Source organism: Pseudomonas sp. NPDC088414, from assembly GCF_044753325.1.
GTDB lineage: Bacteria > Pseudomonadota > Gammaproteobacteria > Pseudomonadales > Pseudomonadaceae > Aquipseudomonas.
In genome coordinates this window covers 47,054-66,158 of sequence record NZ_JBIVMY010000006.1, presented here as the reverse complement: position 1 = coordinate 66,158, position 19,105 = coordinate 47,054, and the positions used below count along the sequence as shown (strand labels likewise).

18 protein-coding genes are annotated in these 19,105 nt (G+C 62.1%); 17 read left to right on the top strand and 1 reads right to left on the bottom strand.

Annotation, left to right across the window (positions count from 1 at the left end; translation table 11 throughout):
* Positions 1–115 precede the first annotated feature (115 nt).
* From ACIP8I_RS08965 to ACIP8I_RS08885, 17 genes are all read left to right on the top strand, one after another.
* The gene (locus ACIP8I_RS08965) at positions 116–1,495 is read left to right on the top strand and encodes a PepSY-associated TM helix domain-containing protein (protein WP_400760339.1); all 1,380 of its coding nucleotides are present in this window, start codon (positions 116–118) and stop codon (positions 1,493–1,495) included.
* 150 nt (positions 1,496–1,645) lie between these two features.
* Positions 1,646–3,769 (top strand): TonB-dependent receptor, encoded by a 2,124-nt coding sequence (locus ACIP8I_RS08960; protein ID WP_400760336.1) that lies wholly within the window; start codon positions 1,646–1,648, stop codon positions 3,767–3,769.
* Positions 3,770–3,886: 117 nt separating this feature from the next.
* Positions 3,887–4,675, top strand: coding sequence for an ABC transporter ATP-binding protein (locus ACIP8I_RS08955; protein ID WP_115988310.1), 789 nt, complete (start codon positions 3,887–3,889; stop codon positions 4,673–4,675).
* The gene (locus ACIP8I_RS08950; protein ID WP_400760333.1) at positions 4,672–5,619 is read left to right on the top strand and encodes an ABC transporter substrate-binding protein; all 948 of its coding nucleotides are present in this window, start codon (positions 4,672–4,674) and stop codon (positions 5,617–5,619) included. The genes ACIP8I_RS08955 and ACIP8I_RS08950 overlap by 4 nt, the downstream gene beginning before the upstream one ends.
* Positions 5,616–6,626 (top strand): FecCD family ABC transporter permease, encoded by a 1,011-nt coding sequence (locus ACIP8I_RS08945; protein WP_400760330.1) that lies wholly within the window; start codon positions 5,616–5,618, stop codon positions 6,624–6,626. The genes ACIP8I_RS08950 and ACIP8I_RS08945 overlap by 4 nt, the downstream gene beginning before the upstream one ends.
* Positions 6,627–6,949: 323 nt before the next feature.
* The gene (gene urtA / locus ACIP8I_RS08940; protein WP_027613564.1) at positions 6,950–8,215 is read left to right on the top strand and encodes an urea ABC transporter substrate-binding protein; all 1,266 of its coding nucleotides are present in this window, start codon (positions 6,950–6,952) and stop codon (positions 8,213–8,215) included.
* A gap of 209 nt (positions 8,216–8,424) precedes the next feature.
* The gene (gene urtB, locus ACIP8I_RS08935) at positions 8,425–9,927 is read left to right on the top strand and encodes an urea ABC transporter permease subunit UrtB (RefSeq protein WP_400760327.1); all 1,503 of its coding nucleotides are present in this window, start codon (positions 8,425–8,427) and stop codon (positions 9,925–9,927) included.
* A complete protein-coding gene (gene urtC / locus ACIP8I_RS08930) occupies positions 9,927–11,006 on the top strand; it encodes an urea ABC transporter permease subunit UrtC (RefSeq protein WP_400760324.1) in 1,080 nt (359 codons plus the stop codon). Before urtB ends, urtC begins: the two co-directional genes overlap by 1 nt.
* Positions 11,003–11,872 (top strand): urea ABC transporter ATP-binding protein UrtD, encoded by an 870-nt coding sequence (gene urtD / locus ACIP8I_RS08925; protein WP_400760322.1) that lies wholly within the window; start codon positions 11,003–11,005, stop codon positions 11,870–11,872. The genes urtC and urtD overlap by 4 nt, the downstream gene beginning before the upstream one ends.
* A gap of 133 nt (positions 11,873–12,005) precedes the next feature.
* Positions 12,006–12,704: an urea ABC transporter ATP-binding subunit UrtE gene (urtE, locus tag ACIP8I_RS08920; RefSeq protein WP_400760319.1), complete on the top strand. Its 699-nt coding sequence runs from the start codon at positions 12,006–12,008 to the stop codon at positions 12,702–12,704.
* Between the two features lie 30 nt (positions 12,705–12,734).
* Positions 12,735–13,574, top strand: a complete 840-nt coding sequence (locus ACIP8I_RS08915) for an urease accessory protein UreD (protein ID WP_400760315.1) — start codon at positions 12,735–12,737, stop codon at positions 13,572–13,574.
* Positions 13,575–13,799: 225 nt separating this feature from the next.
* Positions 13,800–14,102: an urease subunit gamma gene (gene ureA, locus ACIP8I_RS08910; RefSeq protein WP_003221215.1), complete on the top strand. Its 303-nt coding sequence runs from the start codon at positions 13,800–13,802 to the stop codon at positions 14,100–14,102.
* A gap of 9 nt (positions 14,103–14,111) precedes the next feature.
* Positions 14,112–14,645, top strand: a complete 534-nt coding sequence (locus tag ACIP8I_RS08905; RefSeq protein ID WP_400760313.1) for a GNAT family N-acetyltransferase — start codon at positions 14,112–14,114, stop codon at positions 14,643–14,645.
* A gap of 6 nt (positions 14,646–14,651) precedes the next feature.
* On the top strand, positions 14,652–15,188 hold the full coding sequence (locus ACIP8I_RS08900) for a GNAT family N-acetyltransferase (protein ID WP_367082861.1): 537 nt from the start codon (positions 14,652–14,654) through the stop codon (positions 15,186–15,188).
* Positions 15,185–15,493: an urease subunit beta gene (locus tag ACIP8I_RS08895; protein ID WP_400760311.1), complete on the top strand. Its 309-nt coding sequence runs from the start codon at positions 15,185–15,187 to the stop codon at positions 15,491–15,493. Before ACIP8I_RS08900 ends, ACIP8I_RS08895 begins: the two co-directional genes overlap by 4 nt.
* A 170-nt stretch (positions 15,494–15,663) precedes the next feature.
* Positions 15,664–17,364 carry an urease subunit alpha gene (gene ureC, locus ACIP8I_RS08890; RefSeq protein WP_400760308.1) on the top strand — a complete coding sequence of 567 codons (1,701 nt, stop codon included), beginning with the start codon at positions 15,664–15,666 and terminating at the stop codon, positions 17,362–17,364.
* Between the two features lie 148 nt (positions 17,365–17,512).
* On the top strand, positions 17,513–18,640 hold the full coding sequence (locus ACIP8I_RS08885; protein ID WP_007966981.1) for a sensor histidine kinase: 1,128 nt from the start codon (positions 17,513–17,515) through the stop codon (positions 18,638–18,640).
* 138 nt (positions 18,641–18,778) lie between these two features.
* On the opposite strand, the gene ACIP8I_RS08880 is transcribed toward ACIP8I_RS08885, so the two are convergent.
* The gene (locus tag ACIP8I_RS08880; protein ID WP_003221201.1) at positions 18,779–19,084 is read right to left on the bottom strand and encodes a chaperone modulator CbpM; all 306 of its coding nucleotides are present in this window, start codon (positions 19,082–19,084) and stop codon (positions 18,779–18,781) included.
* Positions 19,085–19,105 lie beyond the last annotated feature (21 nt).

The following is a 19,105-nucleotide window of genomic DNA, read 5'->3' as shown; positions in this document are numbered from 1 at the left end:
CTTTAGCTGAAAGAGTATGGGCCTGCTTCGCAGTCCAGCGGGAGCAAGCTCCCTCGCCACAGGTGTGCATGTCAGGCAAAACACTAAAAGATCCAAGCCAAGCGGAGCAAACGTGATGCAAAAGCCCAAAGCGAATTTCTACAACCTGGCCTGGCGCTGGCATTTCTATGCCGGATTATTCGTCGCGCCGTTCATGGTGATGCTGGCCCTGACCGGCATCGTCTACCTGTTCAAACCGCAACTCGATTCGCTGATGTACAGCAGCCTGCTCAAGGTTCCGGCCGGGCATCACACGGTGCCGGCCGATGACCTGCTGCAACGGGTGAAAAGCGCTTATCCACAGGGCCAGATCACCCAGTACCTGCCGCCGGCCAACGCCGAACGCAGCGCACAGTTTGTCGTCAAGAATGCAGATCGCGAACTCAACGTGTTCATCGATCCGTACCACGGCGACATCCTCGGCGAGCAGGATGCGAAGAAAAATCTGCAAGCCATCGCCCGCGCCATTCACGGCGAGTTGATGATCGGCACCGTTGGTGACCGCCTGATCGAACTCGCCGCGGGATGGGGTGTGGTGCTGGTGGTGTCGGGGGTGTTCCTGTGGTGGCCGCGCGGGCAAGCCGCCGGGATTTTGTGGCCACGGCTGAGCAGTCGCGGCCGCGTGTTATGGCGAGATCTGCACGCGGTCACCGGGTTCTGGGGCGCCGCGCTGTTGCTGGTGATGCTGCTTAGCGGCATGACCTGGACCGGTTTCTGGGGCAAGCAGTACGCCCAGGTGTGGAACGTGTTCCCGGCCGCGATGTGGAACAACGTACCGACCTCTGACGTCGAGGCCGGCAGCCTCAACAACGCCGCGCGCCAGACCGTGCCATGGGCGATGGAAAACACGCCAATGCCGATGTCCGGCGACCACGCCGAACACATGGCCCACGGCGGTATGCAACACGGTCCCGCTGCTCCCGCGATCAGCCTGCAGGATGTGCAGAACATCGCCGTCGAGCGCAAGGTCGAGCCCGGCTACAGCATCACCTTGCCGACCACCGCGACCGGTGTGTTCACCATCGCCGTGTTCGCCGACGACCCGCGCAACGACGCCACCCTGCATGTCGATCAGTACACCGGCAAGGTCCTCGCCGATGTGCGTTTCGAGCAGTACGGCGCGGTGGCGCGGGCCACGGAAATCGGCGTGATGCTGCATGAAGGCAAGATGTTCGGCACCTTCAACCAGATCATCGTGCTGCTGATCTGCCTGATGATTCTGCTCAGTGCCATCAGCGGTGTGGTGATCTGGTGGAAGCGTCGCCCGCAGGGCAAGTTCGGCGTGCCGCCGCTGCGCCATGACCTGCCGAAATGGAAAACCGGCGTGGCGATCATGCTGGTGCTGGCGGTGATTTTTCCACTGGTGGGCGCTTCACTGGTGCTGGTGTGGTTGCTGGATCGCCTGCTGTTGTCGCGTCTGGGCCGCCAAGCTGAATCTGCCTCAACTTCATCGTGAAGCAGGCGAGATGCGCGTTTCAGACAGATCTTTAAACTGCCGGGACTTAAACTCCGGCATTTTTTAGTGTTACTGTATAACGCAAATAGGCCGTTCTGCCCGCAACCACACGTTGCGGGCTTTCTTTTGAAGAAGTGATTCACCGCCCCGATGAACAAGTACCTCTTGTCCAGCCTCTGCCTGCTTGCCCTGAACAACGCCAACGCCGATGGCCAACCGTTGACGCTGCCCACCGGCACCATCAGCGCCCCGGCCATGGATGACGAAAACGTCAGCCTGACCACGCCGAGCACCGCCGGCTCGCGCCTGAACCTGACGGCCATGGAAACCCCGGCCAGCGTTGAAAGTCTCAGCGGCGAGCAGGTGCGTGCCCGTGGCGATCGCAGCGTGCAGGACGCCGTATCGCGCAGCACCGGCATCAGTCGCACCGGCACCCCGGGCGATGGCGGCACCTCGTTGCAGGCACGCGGTTTTACCGGGCAGAGTTCGGTGATGCAGTTGTATGACGGCAATCGGATGTACACCGGCATGGGCACGGTGACCTTTCCGGTCGACACCTGGGCGGTGCAGCGCGTCGACGTGCTGCGCGGCCCCGCCTCGGTGCTGTACGGCGAAGGTGCGACCGGTGCGGTGGTCAACGTGATTCCGAAGAAGCCTTTCGAGGGCGAAATCGAAAACCACCTGCGCGTCGGCTACGGTTCCTACGACAGCCAGCAGCAGGCGTTCGACAGCGGCGGTTCGCTGAGCGACACCCTGAGCTATCGGCTCAATCTCAATCGTCTGCGCAGCAACGGCTGGATCGATCGCGGTGACTCCTCCAGCGACTTCATCAGCGCCGCGCTGCGCTGGCAGGCCACTGACGATCTGGCCTTCACCCTCGCCCACGACTACGGCGACCAGCGTCCGCAAAATTACTTCGGCACGCCACTGATCAACGGCCGATTGCAGAACAGCCTGCGCAACAAGAACTACAACGTGCGCGACGATCAGCAGCACTACAACGATCAGTGGACGCGCCTGACCACGGATTGGCAGATCAACGACGCGGTCAGTGCCAGCAACGAGCTGTACTACCTCAAGGCTCAGCGCCGCTGGCAGAACGCCGAGAACTACAATTTCGACACCGCCACGCAACAGCTCAGCCGCAGCGGCTACTTCGGCATCGGCCACAAGCAGGAACAGGTCGGCGACCGCCAGACCTTCACCTTCAAGCACTCGCTGTTCGGCCTCGACAGCCAGACCGTGACCGGCGTCGATTACAACCGCATCCGCTTCCAGCTCAACAGCAACTCGCCGTTCAACGATGTGCTGCCGAACGGTCAGGCGCTGGATCTGTATCACCCGCAACCGGGCTATTTCGAAAGCACCAACCCGTACCGCGACCAGTTCGACAGCACCACCAAACAGATGTCAGTGTTCGCTGAAAACCGCACGCAACTGAGCGAGCGCTGGTCGCTGGTGACCGGCGTGCGCCGCGACTATGTGCATGTGGATCGCAACAATCTGATCGACGACAGCCAGAGCGACAGGACCCTGACCGGCAACAACTGGAAGGCCGGACTGGTGTTTGCCCTGACGCCCGAGACTTCGTTCTACGGTCAGGTCGCGACCAGCACCGACGGCATCGGCGGCCTGATATCCCTCAGTCCGAGCCAGCAGCAATACGACCTGTCGACTGCACGCCAGACCGAGGTCGGCATGAAGCAGTTGTTCTGGGATCAACGCGGCGAGTTCACCCTGGCGGCCTATCGCATCGTCAAAAAGAAACTGCTGACCGACGATCCGGGCAACCCGACGCTCAAGCAGCAAGTCGGCCAGCAATCGTCCAACGGCCTGGAAGCCAGCCTTGATCTGCAACTGCCGCACGCCTGGCAACTGCAGGCTAACGCGGCGATCGTGAAGGCCAAGTACGATGATTTCTCCGAAGTGGTCAACGGGCAAACCCTGTCGTACGACGGCAATCGCCCGGTGGATGTACCACGGCGCACCGCCAACCTGTGGCTGAACAAAAACCTCAGCGATGACCTGAAGGCCGGCGCCGGCGTGCGTTATGTCGACGCGCGCTATGCCGACATGGCTAATCGTAATGAGCTTCCGAGTTACACCGTGGTCGATGCGACGCTGTCGTGGCAGGCCCTGCGCAACACCACGCTCGGTCTGCAGGTGAACAATCTGTTTGACCGCCGGTACGCGCAAAGCCAATACAATGAGGGCCAGCAATGGATTCTCGGCGAGCCGAGATCGTTCTTCGTCACCGCTGATTACACTTTCTAACCCAACCCCTGTAGGAGCTGCCGCAGGCTGCGATCTTTTGATCTTGATCTTTAAAAGCAACAGCAAAAGATCGCAGCCTTCGGCAGCTCCTACAGGGGCAAGCATCATGAGCATTTGATGACCTCGCTAAACCTCGCCAACCTCGCCTGGACACCTCTGGGCCACGGCCACTGCCATCACCAGTTCCAACTGCGTGACGCCTCGTTGCAGGTGGCCGCCGGTGAGTTTGTCGGGCTGATCGGCCCGAACGGCAGCGGCAAGACCAGCCTGCTGCGCTGCGCCTATCGCTTCAGTCAGCCGGAAAGCGGCGAGGTCAGACTCGATCATCACAACGTATGGAAGCAATCCTCGCGCTGGTGCGCGAAACGCATCGCCGTGGTCCTGCAGGAATTCCCCGATGCCTTTGGCCTGACCGTCGAAGAAGTGGTCGCCATGGGTCGCACGCCGCACAAAGGCCTGTTCGATGGCGACACGCTGGAAGATCGCAATCTGGCGACGCAAGCGCTCAAATCCGTCGGACTCGACGGCTTCGAAGACCATGCGTTCGCCACCCTCTCCGGCGGTGAAAAACAGCGGGTGATCCTCGCCCGCGCCCTGACCCAGCAACCGCAACTGCTGATCCTCGACGAACCGACCAACCACCTCGACCCGCGTTATCAGCTCGAGCTGCTGCAACTGGTCAAACGCTTGCAGATCGGCACCCTCGCCAGCATCCATGACTTGAACCTCGCGGCCGCCTTCTGCGACCGACTGTACGTGATCAACCACGGGCGCATCGTCGCCAGCGGCACGCCGCAACAGGTACTCACCACCGAGCTGCTGCGCGACGTGTTCGGCGTCGAGGCGTTGATCGATTCCCACCCTCTTCACGGCTACCCGCGAATCACCTGGATAACCCGACCATGACTGTGCGTTCCCTGCTTTGTGTCGCTCTTTTGTTGTGCAGTGCCCAGGCCTTCGCCGAAGCCACGAAATACCCGTTGACCATCCACAGCTGCAACCGCGAAGTGACCTTCAACGAAGCGCCGAAGCACGCGGTCAGCCACGACATCAACATGACCCAGATGATGCTCGCCCTCGGTCTCAAATCGCGCATGGCCGGTTACAGCGGCGTCAGCGGCTGGAAGTCGGTGACGCCCGAAATGCAGTCGCTGCTCGACGGCTTGCCGGAGCTGGCCGCGAAATACCCGTCGGTGGAAACCCTGCTCAACGCCAACGTCGATTTCTTTTTCGCCGGCTGGGATTACGGCATGCGCGTCGGTGGCGACCTCACGCCGCAGACCCTGCAACCGCTGGGCATCAACGTGTATGAGCTGACCGAATCCTGCGCCTTCGTGATGAAGCGTCCGGCGGCGACGCTGGACGACACCTACAACGACCTGCGCAACCTTGGCAAAATTTTCGACGTACAGGATCGCGCCAACGCACTGATCGCCGACATGCAGCAACAGGTCGCCGAGATCCGCAAAAACCTGCCCGCCGACAAGCCGCGAGTGTTTCTCTACGACAGCGGCGAAGACCGCGCCATGACCTCCGGGCGTCTTGGCATGCCGCAGGCGCTGATTGATGCCGCAGGCGGGCGCAACATTCTCGACGACGTCGACGCGAGCTGGACGAGGGTCAACTGGGAGACCGTGGTCGAGCGCAATCCGCAGGTGATCGTGATCGTCGACTACAGCGAAATCACTGCCGAGCAGAAGATCGAATTTCTGCTGAAGAACCCGGCGCTGCAAGCGGTCGATGCGATCAAGAACCAGCGCTTCATCGTCATCCCTTACGTGCAGGCCACGCCGGGGATCGATAACGTGCTGGCGGTGGAAACCCTGGCCAAAGGATTCCACGGCGAATGATCGACCGTCGCTACACCCTGCTGCTGATTGCCCTCGGTGCCGTGTTGCTGGTGTCGTGCGTGGTGTCGCTGGGCTTTGGTCCGGCGCGGGTGCCGGTGGACGTGGTGTGGCGGATTCTCCTGCACAAGGCCTTTGGTTTCGGCGAGGTGAACTGGAGCGCCGGGCAGGAGCACATCGTCTGGCTGATCCGCGTGCCGCGCATGTTGCTCGGTGCATTGGTGGGTGCCGGGCTGGCGTTGATCGGCGCAGTGCTGCAAGCAGTGACGCGTAATCCACTGGCCGATCCACACCTGCTCGGCGTCACCTCCGGCGCGACACTCGGCGCAGTGATCGTGGTGCTGCACATCGGTGAAATCGTCGGCCTGCTGACCTTGCCGATTGCTGCGTTCATCGGCGCGTTGTTGAGCATGTTTCTCGTGCTGGGCATCGCCAACCGTCAGGGTCGGCTCGACAGCGATCGCCTGCTGCTGTGCGGCGTGGCGGTGTCGTTCGTGATGATGGCGACCGCCAACCTGCTGCTGTTCATGGGCGACCATCGCGCCAGTTCGGCGGTGATGTTCTGGATGCTCGGTGGCCTCGGCCTGGCGCGCTGGGAGCTGCTGACGATACCCGCGCTGAGCGTGCTGCTTGGCCTGGTTTTGCTGTTGGGCATGGCCCGTCCGCTGAACGCCTTGATGGCCGGCGAACAGACCGCCGTCACCCTCGGCCTGAATGCCCGCGCGGTGCGCCTGCGGGTGTTTGTAATCGCCTCGTTGATGACAGGAGTGCTGGTGTCGATCAGTGGCTCAATCGGTTTCGTCGGGCTGATGGTGCCGCACATCGCCCGGCGTCTGGTCGGCGCCGAACACCGGCGATTGCTGCCAGCCTGCGTCCTGCTCGGCAGCCTGTTTCTGGTGTGGGTCGATGTTGCCGCGCGGACTTTGATCGCGCCGGAAGACCTGCCCATCGGCGTCGCCACCGCAGCTATCGGCGGTCTGTTCTTCATCGGCCTGATGCGCCGCCGCTGATCCAACACAATCAACTTGTAGGAGTGAGCCTGCTCGCGATGACGGCAGCACATCCGACATCAATGCGGATGACAGAACGCTATCGCGAGCAGGCTCACTCCTACAGGGGACAGTGTTGTCCTTGAAATCGCGCCCCAATCTGGCGCGGTTGTCTGCACCAACGCTATGTGCGCGTGCCTTTGTGGTGCACCCCGCCAACGCACAACCGCTCTAAACCGACATTTCCCTGCCCGATCCCGACCGGGCACAGCCCTTGCAAAACACCCTTCAGTCGTCCGCATCTGCCAACCATAAAAAACTTTAACGTTCATGGAGATCGCACAATGAAGCGTCGCAGTTTGATCAAGGCTTTCACACTCACGGCATCCATTGCCGCGATGGGCATGACCTGGACTGTCCAGGCGGCCGAGACCATCAAGGTCGGGATTCTGCATTCGTTGTCCGGGACCATGGCGATCTCCGAAACGTCGCTCAAAGACATGGCGCTGATGACCATCGACGAGATCAACGCCAAGGGCGGGGTGAACGGCAAGATGCTCGAACCGGTGGTAGTCGACCCGGCGTCGAACTGGCCGCTGTTCGCGGAAAAGGGCCGGCAGTTGCTGACCCAGGACAAGGTCGCGGTGGTGTTCGGTTGCTGGACCTCGGTGTCGCGCAAATCGGTGCTGCCGGTGTTCGAAGAACTCAACGGCCTGCTGTTCTACCCGGTGCAATACGAAGGCGAAGAGATGTCGCCGAACGTGTTCTACACCGGCGCCGCGCCGAACCAGCAAGCGATCCCGGCGGTGGAATACCTGATGAGCGAAGAAGGCGGCAGCGCCAAGCGCTTCTTCCTGCTCGGCACCGACTACGTGTACCCGCGCACCACTAACAAGATCCTGCGCTCGTTCCTGCACTCCAAAGGCGTGGCCGACAAGGACATCGAAGAGGTCTACACCCCGTTCGGTCACAGCGACTATCAAACCATCGTCGCCAACATCAAGAAATTCTCCGCCGGCGGCAAGACTGCGGTCATCTCCACGGTCAACGGCGACTCCAACGTGCCGTTCTACAAAGAGCTGGCCAATCAGGGCCTGAAGGCTACCGACGTACCGGTGGTGGCGTTCTCGGTGGGTGAAGAAGAGCTGCGCGGCATCGACACCAAACCGCTGGTGGGCAACCTTGCGGCGTGGAACTACTTCGAGTCCGTGGAGAACCCGGTGAACAAGAAGTTCGTCGCTGACTGGAAGGCTTACGCGAAGAAACACAACCTGCCGGGCGCCGACAAAGCGGTGACCAACGACCCGATGGAAGCCACTTACGTCGGCATCCACATGTGGGCGCAGGCAGCGGAAAAAGCCAAGTCCACCGACGTCGACAAAGTTCGCGAAGCGCTGGCCGGCCAGACCTTCGCCGCGCCGTCCGGTTACACCCTGACCATGGACAAGACCAATCACCACCTGCACAAACCGGTAATGATCGGCGAGATCCAGAACGACGGTCAGTTCAATGTGGTCTGGCAGACCGAGGGGCCTATCCGTGCGCAGCCGTGGAGTCCGTTTATCGATGGCAACGACAAGAAACCGGATTATGCGGTGAAGAGCAACTGAGCTAGTAGGCTTGACGATTAATCAAGCCCGGTAACTCCCTGTTGAAATGGTTTTCTGTGGCGAGGGAGCTTGCTCCCGCTGGGTTGCGAAGCAGCCCCAAAACCGTCGACTGCGGTGTATCAGGTTACGACTGCTACGCAGCCGAGCGGGAGCAAGCTCCCTCGCCACAAAAGCCAGTCCTCACATAAAGTTCGCGCAAGGCCAAGCATATGCCCACCGCCCTTTTTCGCTTCATCCTGGCCCTGGCACTGCTGTTGCCGATGACTGCCTTTGCCAGCGACGCCGAAGACTTCGTCGCCGCCAACCCCGTGCAACAAGCCAAATTGCTCGAAGCCTGGGCCGCGCAGCCCGAGCCGGCGCGTGTCGAGCTGATCAACGCCCTGCAACAAGGCGAATTGACCCTCGACGGCCAAACCAAAACCCTGCGCCTGAACAACCGCCTGCGAGGTCTGATCGACACCGCTCTGGCCAGCCACCAATTGCTCGCCGCCGACGCCAAAATCCGTCTGACTGCTGCGCAGCAATTGCAGAAAAGCGCGAAACCCGCGCAGCTGAAATTCCTCGACCAGCAACTGGCTGGCGAAAAAGACGAGAACGTCCACGCCGCACTGAGCCTGGCGCTGGCCAACCTGCAACTGGTGGACAGCGACCCAGCGGTGCGTCTGGCCGCCGTGCGCCTGCTCGGTGAAACCGGCGATCCGCTGGCCCGCACCCGCTTGGAAGGACTGCTCGAACCCGGCGTCGAAAGCGATGCCGGCGTGCGCACCGCCGCCGAAACCAGCCTCGCTCAAGTCAAGCGCAAACTGCTGATCGGCGAAGTACTCGGTCAAGCCTTCAGCGGCATGTCCCTCGGTTCGATTCTGCTGCTCGCGGCCCTCGGTCTGGCGATCACTTTCGGCCTGCTCGGGGTGATCAACATGGCCCACGGCGAGATGCTGATGCTCGGTGCCTACTCGACCTACGTGGTGCAGCTGATGTTCCAGCGTTACGCACCGCAAGCCATCGAGTTCTATCCGCTGATCGCGCTGCCGGTGGCGTTCTTTGTCACGGCGGCGATCGGCATGGCGCTGGAACGCACGGTGATTCGTCATCTCTACGGCCGACCGCTGGAAACCCTGCTCGCCACCTGGGGCATCAGCCTGATGCTGATCCAGTTGGTGCGCCTGCTGTTCGGCGCGCAGAACGTTGAAGTAGCGAACCCGGCGTGGCTGTCCGGCGGGATTCAGGTGCTGCCGAATCTGGTGCTGCCGTACAACCGCATCGTGATCATCGCCTTCGCCTTGTTCGTGGTGGTGCTGACCTGGCTGCTGCTGAACAAGACCCGCCTCGGTCTCAACGTCCGTGCGGTCACGCAGAACCGCAACATGGCTGCCTGCTGCGGCGTGCCCACCGGCCGCGTCGACATGCTCGCCTTCGGCCTCGGCTCGGGCATTGCCGGGCTCGGTGGCGTGGCGCTGAGTCAGATCGGCAACGTCGGCCCGGACCTGGGTCAGAGCTACATCATCGACTCGTTCCTGGTGGTGGTGCTCGGTGGCGTCGGGCAACTCGCCGGCAGCGTGCTCGCCGCGTTCGGGCTGGGCATCGCCAACAAGATTCTCGAACCGCAGATCGGTGCGGTACTCGGCAAGATCCTGATCCTCGCGCTGATCATTCTGTTCATCCAGAAACGTCCGCAAGGCCTCTTCGCACTGAAAGGACGGGTGATCGACTGATGAACCAGCCTCTACTTGTCACGGCCACGCAAAAAGCCGGGCCGAAAGTCACCATTGCCATCGGCGCGGTGATCCTCGCGCTGCTGATCGCCCTGCCGCTGCTCTCGCTGCTGGCGCCGGACAGTGCGCTGCATGTGTCGGCGTATACGCTGACGCTGGTCGGCAAAATTCTCTGCTACGCCATCGTCGCTCTGGCGCTGGATCTGGTCTGGGGCTACGCCGGGCTGCTGTCGCTGGGCCACGGACTGTTCTTCGCCCTCGGCGGCTATGCGATGGGCATGTACCTGATGCGCCAGGCCGCCGGTGATGGCTTGCCGGCGTTCATGACCTTTCTGTCGTGGACCGACCTGCCGTGGTACTGGAGCGGCACTAGCAGCTTTATCTGGTCGATGTGCCTGGTGGTGCTGGCGCCGGGTGTGCTGGCGTTGGTGTTCGGCTTCTTCGCCTTCCGCTCGCGGATCAAGGGTGTGTATTTCTCGATCATGACCCAGGCCCTGACGTTCGCCGGGATGCTCCTGTTTTTCCGCAACGAGACCGGGTTTGGCGGCAACAACGGCTTCACCAATTTCCGCACGATTCTCGGTTTCGGTATCACTGAGCCGGGCACCCGCGCAGTGCTATTTCTGGCGACCGTACTGTTGCTGGTGGCGAGTCTGTTCATCGGCTGGCGTCTTGCACAGAGCAAGTTCGGCCGGGTGCTGACCGCGCTGCGCGATGCAGAAAACCGCCTGATGTTCTGCGGCTACGACCCGCGCGGTTTCAAACTGTTCGTCTGGGTCTTGAGCGCGGTGCTGTGCGGTCTGGCCGGGGCCCTGTACGTGCCGCAAGTCGGCATCATCAACCCCAGCGAAATGTCGCCGACCAACTCGATCGAGGCGGCGGTATGGGTCGCCCTCGGCGGTCGCGGCACGCTGATCGGGCCGTTGCTCGGTGCCGGCGTGGTCAACGGCATGAAGAGCTGGTTCACCGTGGCCTTCCCCGAATACTGGCTGTTCTTTCTCGGCGCGTTGTTCATCGTCGTGACGTTGTATCTGCCCAAAGGCGTGATCGGCCTGCTGAAGAAACGAGGTGAACAATGAGAGTCACTGCGAGTGCTGAATTCATGCTCGAACCGGCGTTTTTCCCCGTAGAACCGAACAAGGACGAAGGCACCAGCCGCGACTCGATCGGCCTCGGCCAACGCGCCGGCCCGGGCCTCGACATCCGCCACGGCACGATCCTGACTCTGGAAGACATCAGCGTCAGCTTCGACGGCTTCCGCGCGCTGAACAATCTGAACCTGTACATCGGTGTCGGCGAACTGCGCTGCATCATCGGCCCCAACGGCGCGGGCAAGACCACGCTGATGGACGTGATCACCGGCAAGACCCGCCCCAGCCACGGCAAGGCGTGGTTCGGCGAAACCCTCGACCTGACGCAGATGAGCGAAGTGCAGATCGCCCAGGCCGGGATCGGGCGCAAGTTCCAGAAACCGACGGTGTTCGAAGCCCTCAGCGTGTTCGAGAACCTGGAGCTGGCGCAGAAAACCGACAAGTCGGTGTGGGCCAGTTTGCGCGCACGCCTGAGCGGTGAGCAGCGTGATCGCATCAGCGAGGTGCTGGAAACCATTCGCCTGACGACGTCGGTCAATCGCCCGGCGGGCCTGTTGTCCCATGGGCAGAAGCAGTTTCTGGAGATCGGCATGCTGCTGATGCAGGACCCGCAACTGCTGCTGCTCGACGAACCGGTGGCGGGCATGACCGATGCCGAAACCGAATTCACCGCCGAGCTGTTCAAGTCGCTGGCCGGCAAACATTCGCTGATGGTGGTGGAGCACGACATGGGCTTCGTCGGCTCGATTGCCGACCACGTGACGGTGCTGCATCAGGGCAGCGTGCTGGCCGAAGGATCGCTGGAACAGGTGCAGGAAAACGAGCGGGTGATCGAGGTCTACCTCGGCCGCTGAACTGCAAACACCTTTCCAAACTGTAGGAGTGAGCCTGCTCGCGATAGCGGTGTATCAGATAAGCAGGCGTTGACTGACACGCCGCTATCGCGAGCAGGCTCACTCCTACAAGGGATTTGAGGAGATTCTGGACATGCTGCAAGTCGACAAGCTGCACCAGTACTACGGCGGAAGCCACATCCTGCGCGGCCTGAGCTTTGACGTAAACGTCGGCGAAGTCACCTGCCTGCTCGGGCGCAACGGCGTGGGCAAGACCACCCTGCTCAAGTGCCTGATGGGCCTGCTGCCGGCCAGGGAAGGGGCGGTGAACTGGGAGGGCAAACCGATCACCACGTTCAAGCCGCACCAGCGGGTACAGGCGGGGATCGCCTACGTGCCACAGGGCCGGGAAATCTTCGGCCGGCTCACGGTGGAAGAGAATCTGCTGATGGGTTTGTCGCGGTTTCCCGGCAGTGAAGCGAAAGAAGTCCCAGGTTTCATCTACGAATTGTTCCCGGTGCTGCTACAAATGAAGCAGCGCCGCGGCGGCGACCTGTCCGGCGGTCAGCAACAGCAGCTCGCTATCGGGCGCGCATTGGCCAGTCGTCCGCGTTTGCTGATCCTCGACGAACCCACCGAAGGCATCCAGCCCTCGGTGATCAAGGAGATCGGCGCGGTGATCAAGACCCTCGCGGCGCGCGGCGACATGGCGATTTTGCTGGTGGAGCAGTTCTACGATTTCGCTGCGGAGCTGGCCGATCAATACCTGGTGATGTCCCGGGGCGAGATCGTGCAACAGGGTCGCGGTGAAAATATGGAGGCCGAGGGTGTACGAGGTCTGGTAACAATTTAATCTGTAGCTACCTAACGATAATTACAAACCATGAACTTAGCGCTTCCCACTGCCCTGTTTACCCCGAGCTGGCACGCCGAGCTGGAGCTGGCCTACGCCCGCTTCGGCGACTGCACGCGGCCGGTTCAGCGCCGGCATCTCGGCCCGCTGCGCGTGCAAAAGCACCTGTATGCCGAAGGTCCCGAAGTCTGCCAGCACATCATCGTCCACCCACCGGGCGGGATCGCCGGCGGAGATCGGCTGAACATCAGCGCCCGCGTCGAAGCAGACGCCTGGGCGCAGATCACCAGCCCCGGCGCCGCCAAGTGGTATCGCGCAGCGGGGCCGGCGTATCAGCAACTCGATCTGAAAATCGCGGCCGGCGCGACGCTGGAATGGCTGCCGCAGGAAACCATCGTTTACAGCGCCGCTCAAGCTGAACTCAGCACCTCAATCGAGCTTGAGGGCGATGCGCGGCTGTTCTACTGGGACGTGGTAGCGCTGGGCCGACCGGCCAGTGGCGAGCGCTTCGACCTCGGACACTTTCAAGCGCATCTGGATATCCGCCGTGACGGGCGATTGCTCTGGCATGAGCGCCAGCGCATCAGCGGCAATGATGGTTTGCTCGATTCGCCGATCGGGCTGGATGGCAAACCGGTGTTCGCCACGCTGTTGGTCACCGGCGAGATTGATGCAGAGCTGCTGGAGCGGTGTCGTTCGCTGGGCCATGAGGTGCGCGGTGATCTGACCCAATTGCCGGGGCTTTTGGTCGCCCGTTGCCTGGCGAGCGAGGCACTGCTGGCCCGCGCCTGGCTGATCGACCTGTGGCGCCTGCTGCGCCCGGCCCTGCTCGGCCGCGAAGCGGTATCACCGAGAATCTGGAGCACTTGAAAAACCACCCTCACCCCCCGCCCTCTCCCGGAGGGAGAAGGAGCCTGACCAGGTTGTCTGGAAGGAAATTTGCATTCTCGAAAAATATTGACTGACTGGACCGGCCTCGACAAACGACCGAGATCAGTCCCCTCTCCCTCCGGGAGAGGGCTAGGGTGAGGGATGGCTCTAACTGGCCCCCACGCCCGCAAGAACCTCACAAAACTGCCCTGATGGATACCCGCAATGGACCTGACCCCACGCGAAAAAGACAAGCTGCTGATCTTCACCGCCGGCCTCGTCGCCGAGCGCCGACTGGCCCGTGGCGTGAAGCTCAACTACCCGGAAGCCATGGCCTACATCTCCGCCGCGCTGCTCGAAGGCGCCCGAGACGGCCAGACCGTGGCCGAGCTGATGCACTACGGCACTACCCTGCTGAGCCGTGAACAGGTGATGGAAGGCATCCCGGAAATGATCCCGGAGATCCAGGTCGAAGCCACGTTCCCCGACGGCACCAAACTGGTCACCGTCCACCAGCCAATCGTCTGAGGCCGCGCCATGACTTACACCATTCGCGATGCCCTGCATGCCGACCTGCCGGCGATCCGCGACATCTACAACGACGCGGTGCTCAACACCACGGCGATCTGGAACGAATCGGCGGTCGACCTCGGCAACCGCCTGGCGTGGTTCAGCGCCCGTCAGGCCCAGGCCTACCCGATTCTGGTGATCGTCGACGCCGACAACGTGGTGCTCGGCTACGCTTCCTTTGGCGACTGGCGGCCGTTCGACGGCTTCCGCCATACCGTCGAGCACTCGGTCTACGTGCGCAGCGACCAGCGCGGCAATGGCCTTGGCCCGCAATTGATGAGCGTGCTGATCGAGCGGGCCAAAGCCTGCGACAAGCACGTGATGGTCGCCGCCATCGAAAGTGGCAACGCCGCTTCCATTCGTCTGCATGAACGCGCCGGTTTCAGCATCACCGGGCAGATGCCGCAAGTCGGCACCAAGTTCGGTCGCTGGCTCGATCTGACCTTCATGCAACTGACCCTCAATCCTGGCGCCCAGCCGCCGGTCGCCAACAAGGAGTGACACGCGATGAACCCCGCCCAACTGCGACGCGTCAATGCGGAAAGTTTTGCGCACTATCGTCAGGGCCTGATTGATCTGCTGCTCGACGCCGTGGGTTATGGCGCCAGCGTCGGTTTCATGGCCGACCTCGATGCCGCGCAAGCCCGCGCCTATTTCGATGAAGTGCAGCAACAAGTGAACAAGGGCAACGTGTTGCTCTGGGTGGTGGTCAAGGATGAAGAGGTGCAGGCCAGCGTGCAGTTGGGTCTGTGCCAGAAGGCCAACGGCCTCAATCGTGCCGAGGTGCAAAAACTGCTGGTGCGCGAACAGGCGCGCCGACGCGGCCTCGGCCAGCAATTGATGAATGCGCTGGAACTTGAAGCAGCCAAGCACAAACGCGGCATGCTCTACCTCGACACCGAGGCCGGTTCGCCCGCCGAAGATTTCTACAAGGCCCTGGGTTACACCCGCGCCGGCGAAATTCCCGACTACGCCTGCGACCCGCATGGCACGTATCGACCGACAGCCCTCTACTACAAGATTCTGCAAGGAGCCCGGCCATGATTCCCGGCCAGTACCAGATTCAGCCTGGCGACATCGAACTGAATGTCGGCCGCCGCACCCTCAGCCTGAAAGTCGCCAACAGCGGCGACCGGCCGATCCAGGTCGGTTCGCACTATCACTTTTTCGAAACCAACGATGCGCTGACCTTCGATCGCGCGGCCAGCCGTGGCATGCGCCTGAACATCCCGGCCGGCACCGCGGTGCGCTTCGAACCGGGGCAGAGCCGCGAAATCGAGCTGGTGGAATACGCCGGGCATCGCCGGGTGTTCGGCTTTGCCGGGCGGGTGATGGGTGAGCTCGACTGATGTGCATACAACCCTGTGGCGAGGGAGCTTGCTCCCGCTCGAGTGCGTAGCACTCGCCAACCCGGGGAACGCGGTGTGTCTGTAAGAAATCATTGGCACGTTTTGGGGCTGCTGCGCAGCCCAGCGGGAGCAAGCTCCCTCGCCACAATAAATTTGTGCAAGGAATTGAAATGAAGATTTCCCGGCAAGCCTACGCCGACATGTTCGGCCCCACCGTCGGCGACAAGGTGCGCCTGGCGGACACCGAGTTGTGGATCGAAGTCGAAAAGGACTTCACCACCTACGGCGAAGAAGTGAAGTTCGGCGGTGGCAAAGTCATTCGCGACGGCCAGGGCCAGAGCCAGTTGCTCGCCGCCGAAGTGGTCGACACGCTGATCACCAATGCGCTGATCATCGACCACTGGGGCATCGTCAAAGCCGACGTCGGCCTCAAGGACGGGCGCATCGCTGCTATCGGCAAGGCCGGCAACCCGGACGTGCAACCGAACGTGACCATCGCCATCGGCGCCAGCACCGAGGTCATCGCCGGTGAGGGCATGATCCTCACCGCCGGCGGCATCGACACGCACATCCATTTCATCTGCCCGCAGCAGATCGAAGAAGCACTGATGAGCGGCGTCACCACCATGATCGGCGGCGGCACCGGTCCGGCCACCGGCACCAACGCCACCACCTGCACCTCCGGCCCGTGGCACCTGGCGCGCATGCTCCAGGCCGCCGACGCGTTCCCGATGAACATCGGTCTCACTGGCAAGGGCAACGCCAGCCTGCCGGAGCCGTTGATCGAACAGGTCAAGGCCGGCGCCATCGGCCTCAAGCTGCACGAGGACTGGGGCACCACCCCGGCGAGCATCGACAACTGCCTGAGCGTCGCCGACCAGTACGACGTGCAAGTGGCGATCCACACCGACACCCTCAACGAATCGGGTTTCGTCGAAACCACCCTCGACGCGTTCAAGGGCCGCACCATCCACACCTACCACACCGAGGGTGCCGGCGGCGGCCACGCGCCGGACATCATCAAGGCCTGCGGTTTCCCTAACGTGCTGCCGAGCTCGACCAACCCGACCCGACCGTTCACCCGCAACACCATCGACGAACACCTCGACATGCTGATGGTCTGCCACCACCTCGACCCAAGCATCGCCGAGGACGTGGCGTTCGCCGAAAGCCGTATCCGCCGCGAAACGATCGCCGCCGAAGACATCCTTCACGACCTCGGCGCGTTCTCGATGATCAGCTCCGACAGCCAGGCTATGGGCCGTGTCGGCGAAGTCATCACGCGCACCTGGCAGACCGCCGACAAGATGAAAAAGCAGCGCGGCCCGCTGCCCCAGGACGGCGCAGGCAACGACAACTTCCGCGCCAAGCGCTACATCGCCAAATACACGATCAACCCGGCGATCACCCATGGCATCAGCCATGAAGTGGGTTCGATCGAAGTCGGCAAATGGGCCGATCTGGTGCTCTGGCGTCCGGCGTTTTTCGGTGTGAAACCAACGCTGATCCTCAAGGGCGGAGCAATCGCTGCCAGCCTGATGGGCGACGCCAACGCGTCGATTCCAACCCCGCAACCGGTGCACTACCGCCCGATGTTCGCCAGCTACGGCGGCTCGCTGCACGCCACCAGCCTGACCTTCATCAGTCAGGCCGCGCAGGAGGCCGGGTTGCCTGAAGCGCTGGGTTTGAAGAAGAAAATCGGCGTGGTCAAAGGCTGCCGCGACGTGCAGAAAACCGACCTGATCCACAACGATTATCTGCCGAGCATCGACGTCGATCCGCAGACCTATCAGGTCAAGGCCGACGGTGTGTTGCTGTGGTGTGAACCGGCCGAGACCCTGCCGATGGCCCAGCGTTACTTCCTGTTCTGACGCACGGTAAAAAGGCCCCGGGGTTGTGTCTTGCGCACGCTCCCGGGGCCTTTTTCATGGTGTTGGAAAAGCACCGTGCAAACGATCGTGTATTTCCTGCCAAAGGGACTAATATTCGATTCGCTCCACCTATTTTCAGGAACTGCCCATGCGTCTTTCCGAGTTCATCGTGGCCAATATCGACCCTATCGTCGATGAGTGGGAACAGTTCGCCGCGACCATCACGCCGGCCGCCGACTATCTGGATTCCACTGCGCTGCGCGATCACGCCAGCGAGATTCTGCGGGCCGCCGCCCGCGACATGAACAAACCGCAAAGCCCCGCCGAACAGGCTGCCAAAGCCAAGGGCGAAGGCCCGGAAAAGACCCCGAGCCTGGACGAGGCCGGCGCCAGCCATGGCGAACTGCGCCACACCGTCGGTTTCGATCTGGTGCAGATGACCAGCGAATTCCGCCATTTGCGCGCCTGTGTGATCCGCCTGTGGGTCAACAGCCTGGAGTCGCCGGACATGACCTATTTCCAGGACATGATCCGCTTCAACGAGGCCATCGACGAAGCCCTCGCCGAATCCACTGCAGCCTACGCCGAGCAGGTTAATCGCTCGCGGGATATTTTCCTCGCCATCCTCGGCCATGACCTGCGTGCGCCGCTGCAGGCGGTGAGCATGTCCACCGAACTGTTGTTGCGCAAATCCAGCCTTGAGGGCGATGCCCTGGCCTGCGCCCTGCACATCAAGCGCGGTGCGCGACACATGGCGGCGATGGTCAGTGACTTGCTGGAACTGGTGCGCAGTCGCCTGGGCCGTAGCCTGCCGATCGAGCCCGCCCCGATGGACCTGGCAGTTGCCGCGCGCGCAGCGATTGCCGAAGCCTGCGCCGGCCATCCGCAATCCGATCCCAGGCTCACGGTGCACGGTGACACGCGCGGGGTGTGGGACGCCGGGCGAATCGACCAGTTACTGCAGAACCTGATCGGCAATGCCTTGCAGCACGGTGCCAGCCAGCGTGACGTGACCCTCGATCTGCGTGGCGAGGGCGACTGCGTGTGCCTGTCGGTGCACAACTACGGCACACCGATTTCCGAAGAGGCTATCGGCACCATTTTCGACCCGTTGGTACGCAGCGCCGACGAAGAACTCGGGCAGCCGTCGACCAGCCTCGGATTGGGCTTGTTCATTGTCAAGGAAGTGGTGACCGCCCATGGCGGGACGATCGACGTCAGCTCGAGCGAGGCTGACGGCACACTGTTCAGTGTGGTGTTGCCGAGAAAGGTTTAAGCAGGGAAATCTACGGAGTATTCATCGCTGGCAAGCCAGCTCCCACAGGTCCGGCGTCGAATACAAACTTTGTGTACGACAGGGTTCCTTGTGGGAGCTGGCTTGCCAGCGATGAGGCCGGCCAATACCACCGATAACCTATTCGACCACCAGCCGCCCCAAGCGCTGCCTGAGCATGCGGTTCTCCGCCCGCAGCTCATGCACTTCCTCCAGCAGATTCAGTGCCAGCGCGACGCCCTCCCACTCCAGCTCCAGCTCGCGTCGCAATTTCGCGGCGCGCTTGGCCAGGCTCAGCTCGTAGTCGGTGAACCGCCATTCCCGGGGCTGCGCGCCCTGAGGTTCGAGGATGCCGTGTTCGACGATTTCGATCACGTAGACGTCCGACAGATCGGCCGCCTCACAGAATTCTGCCATGTCCAGTTGAACGATCAGGGGGCTGCTCATGATGGGCTACTCCGTCGTCGG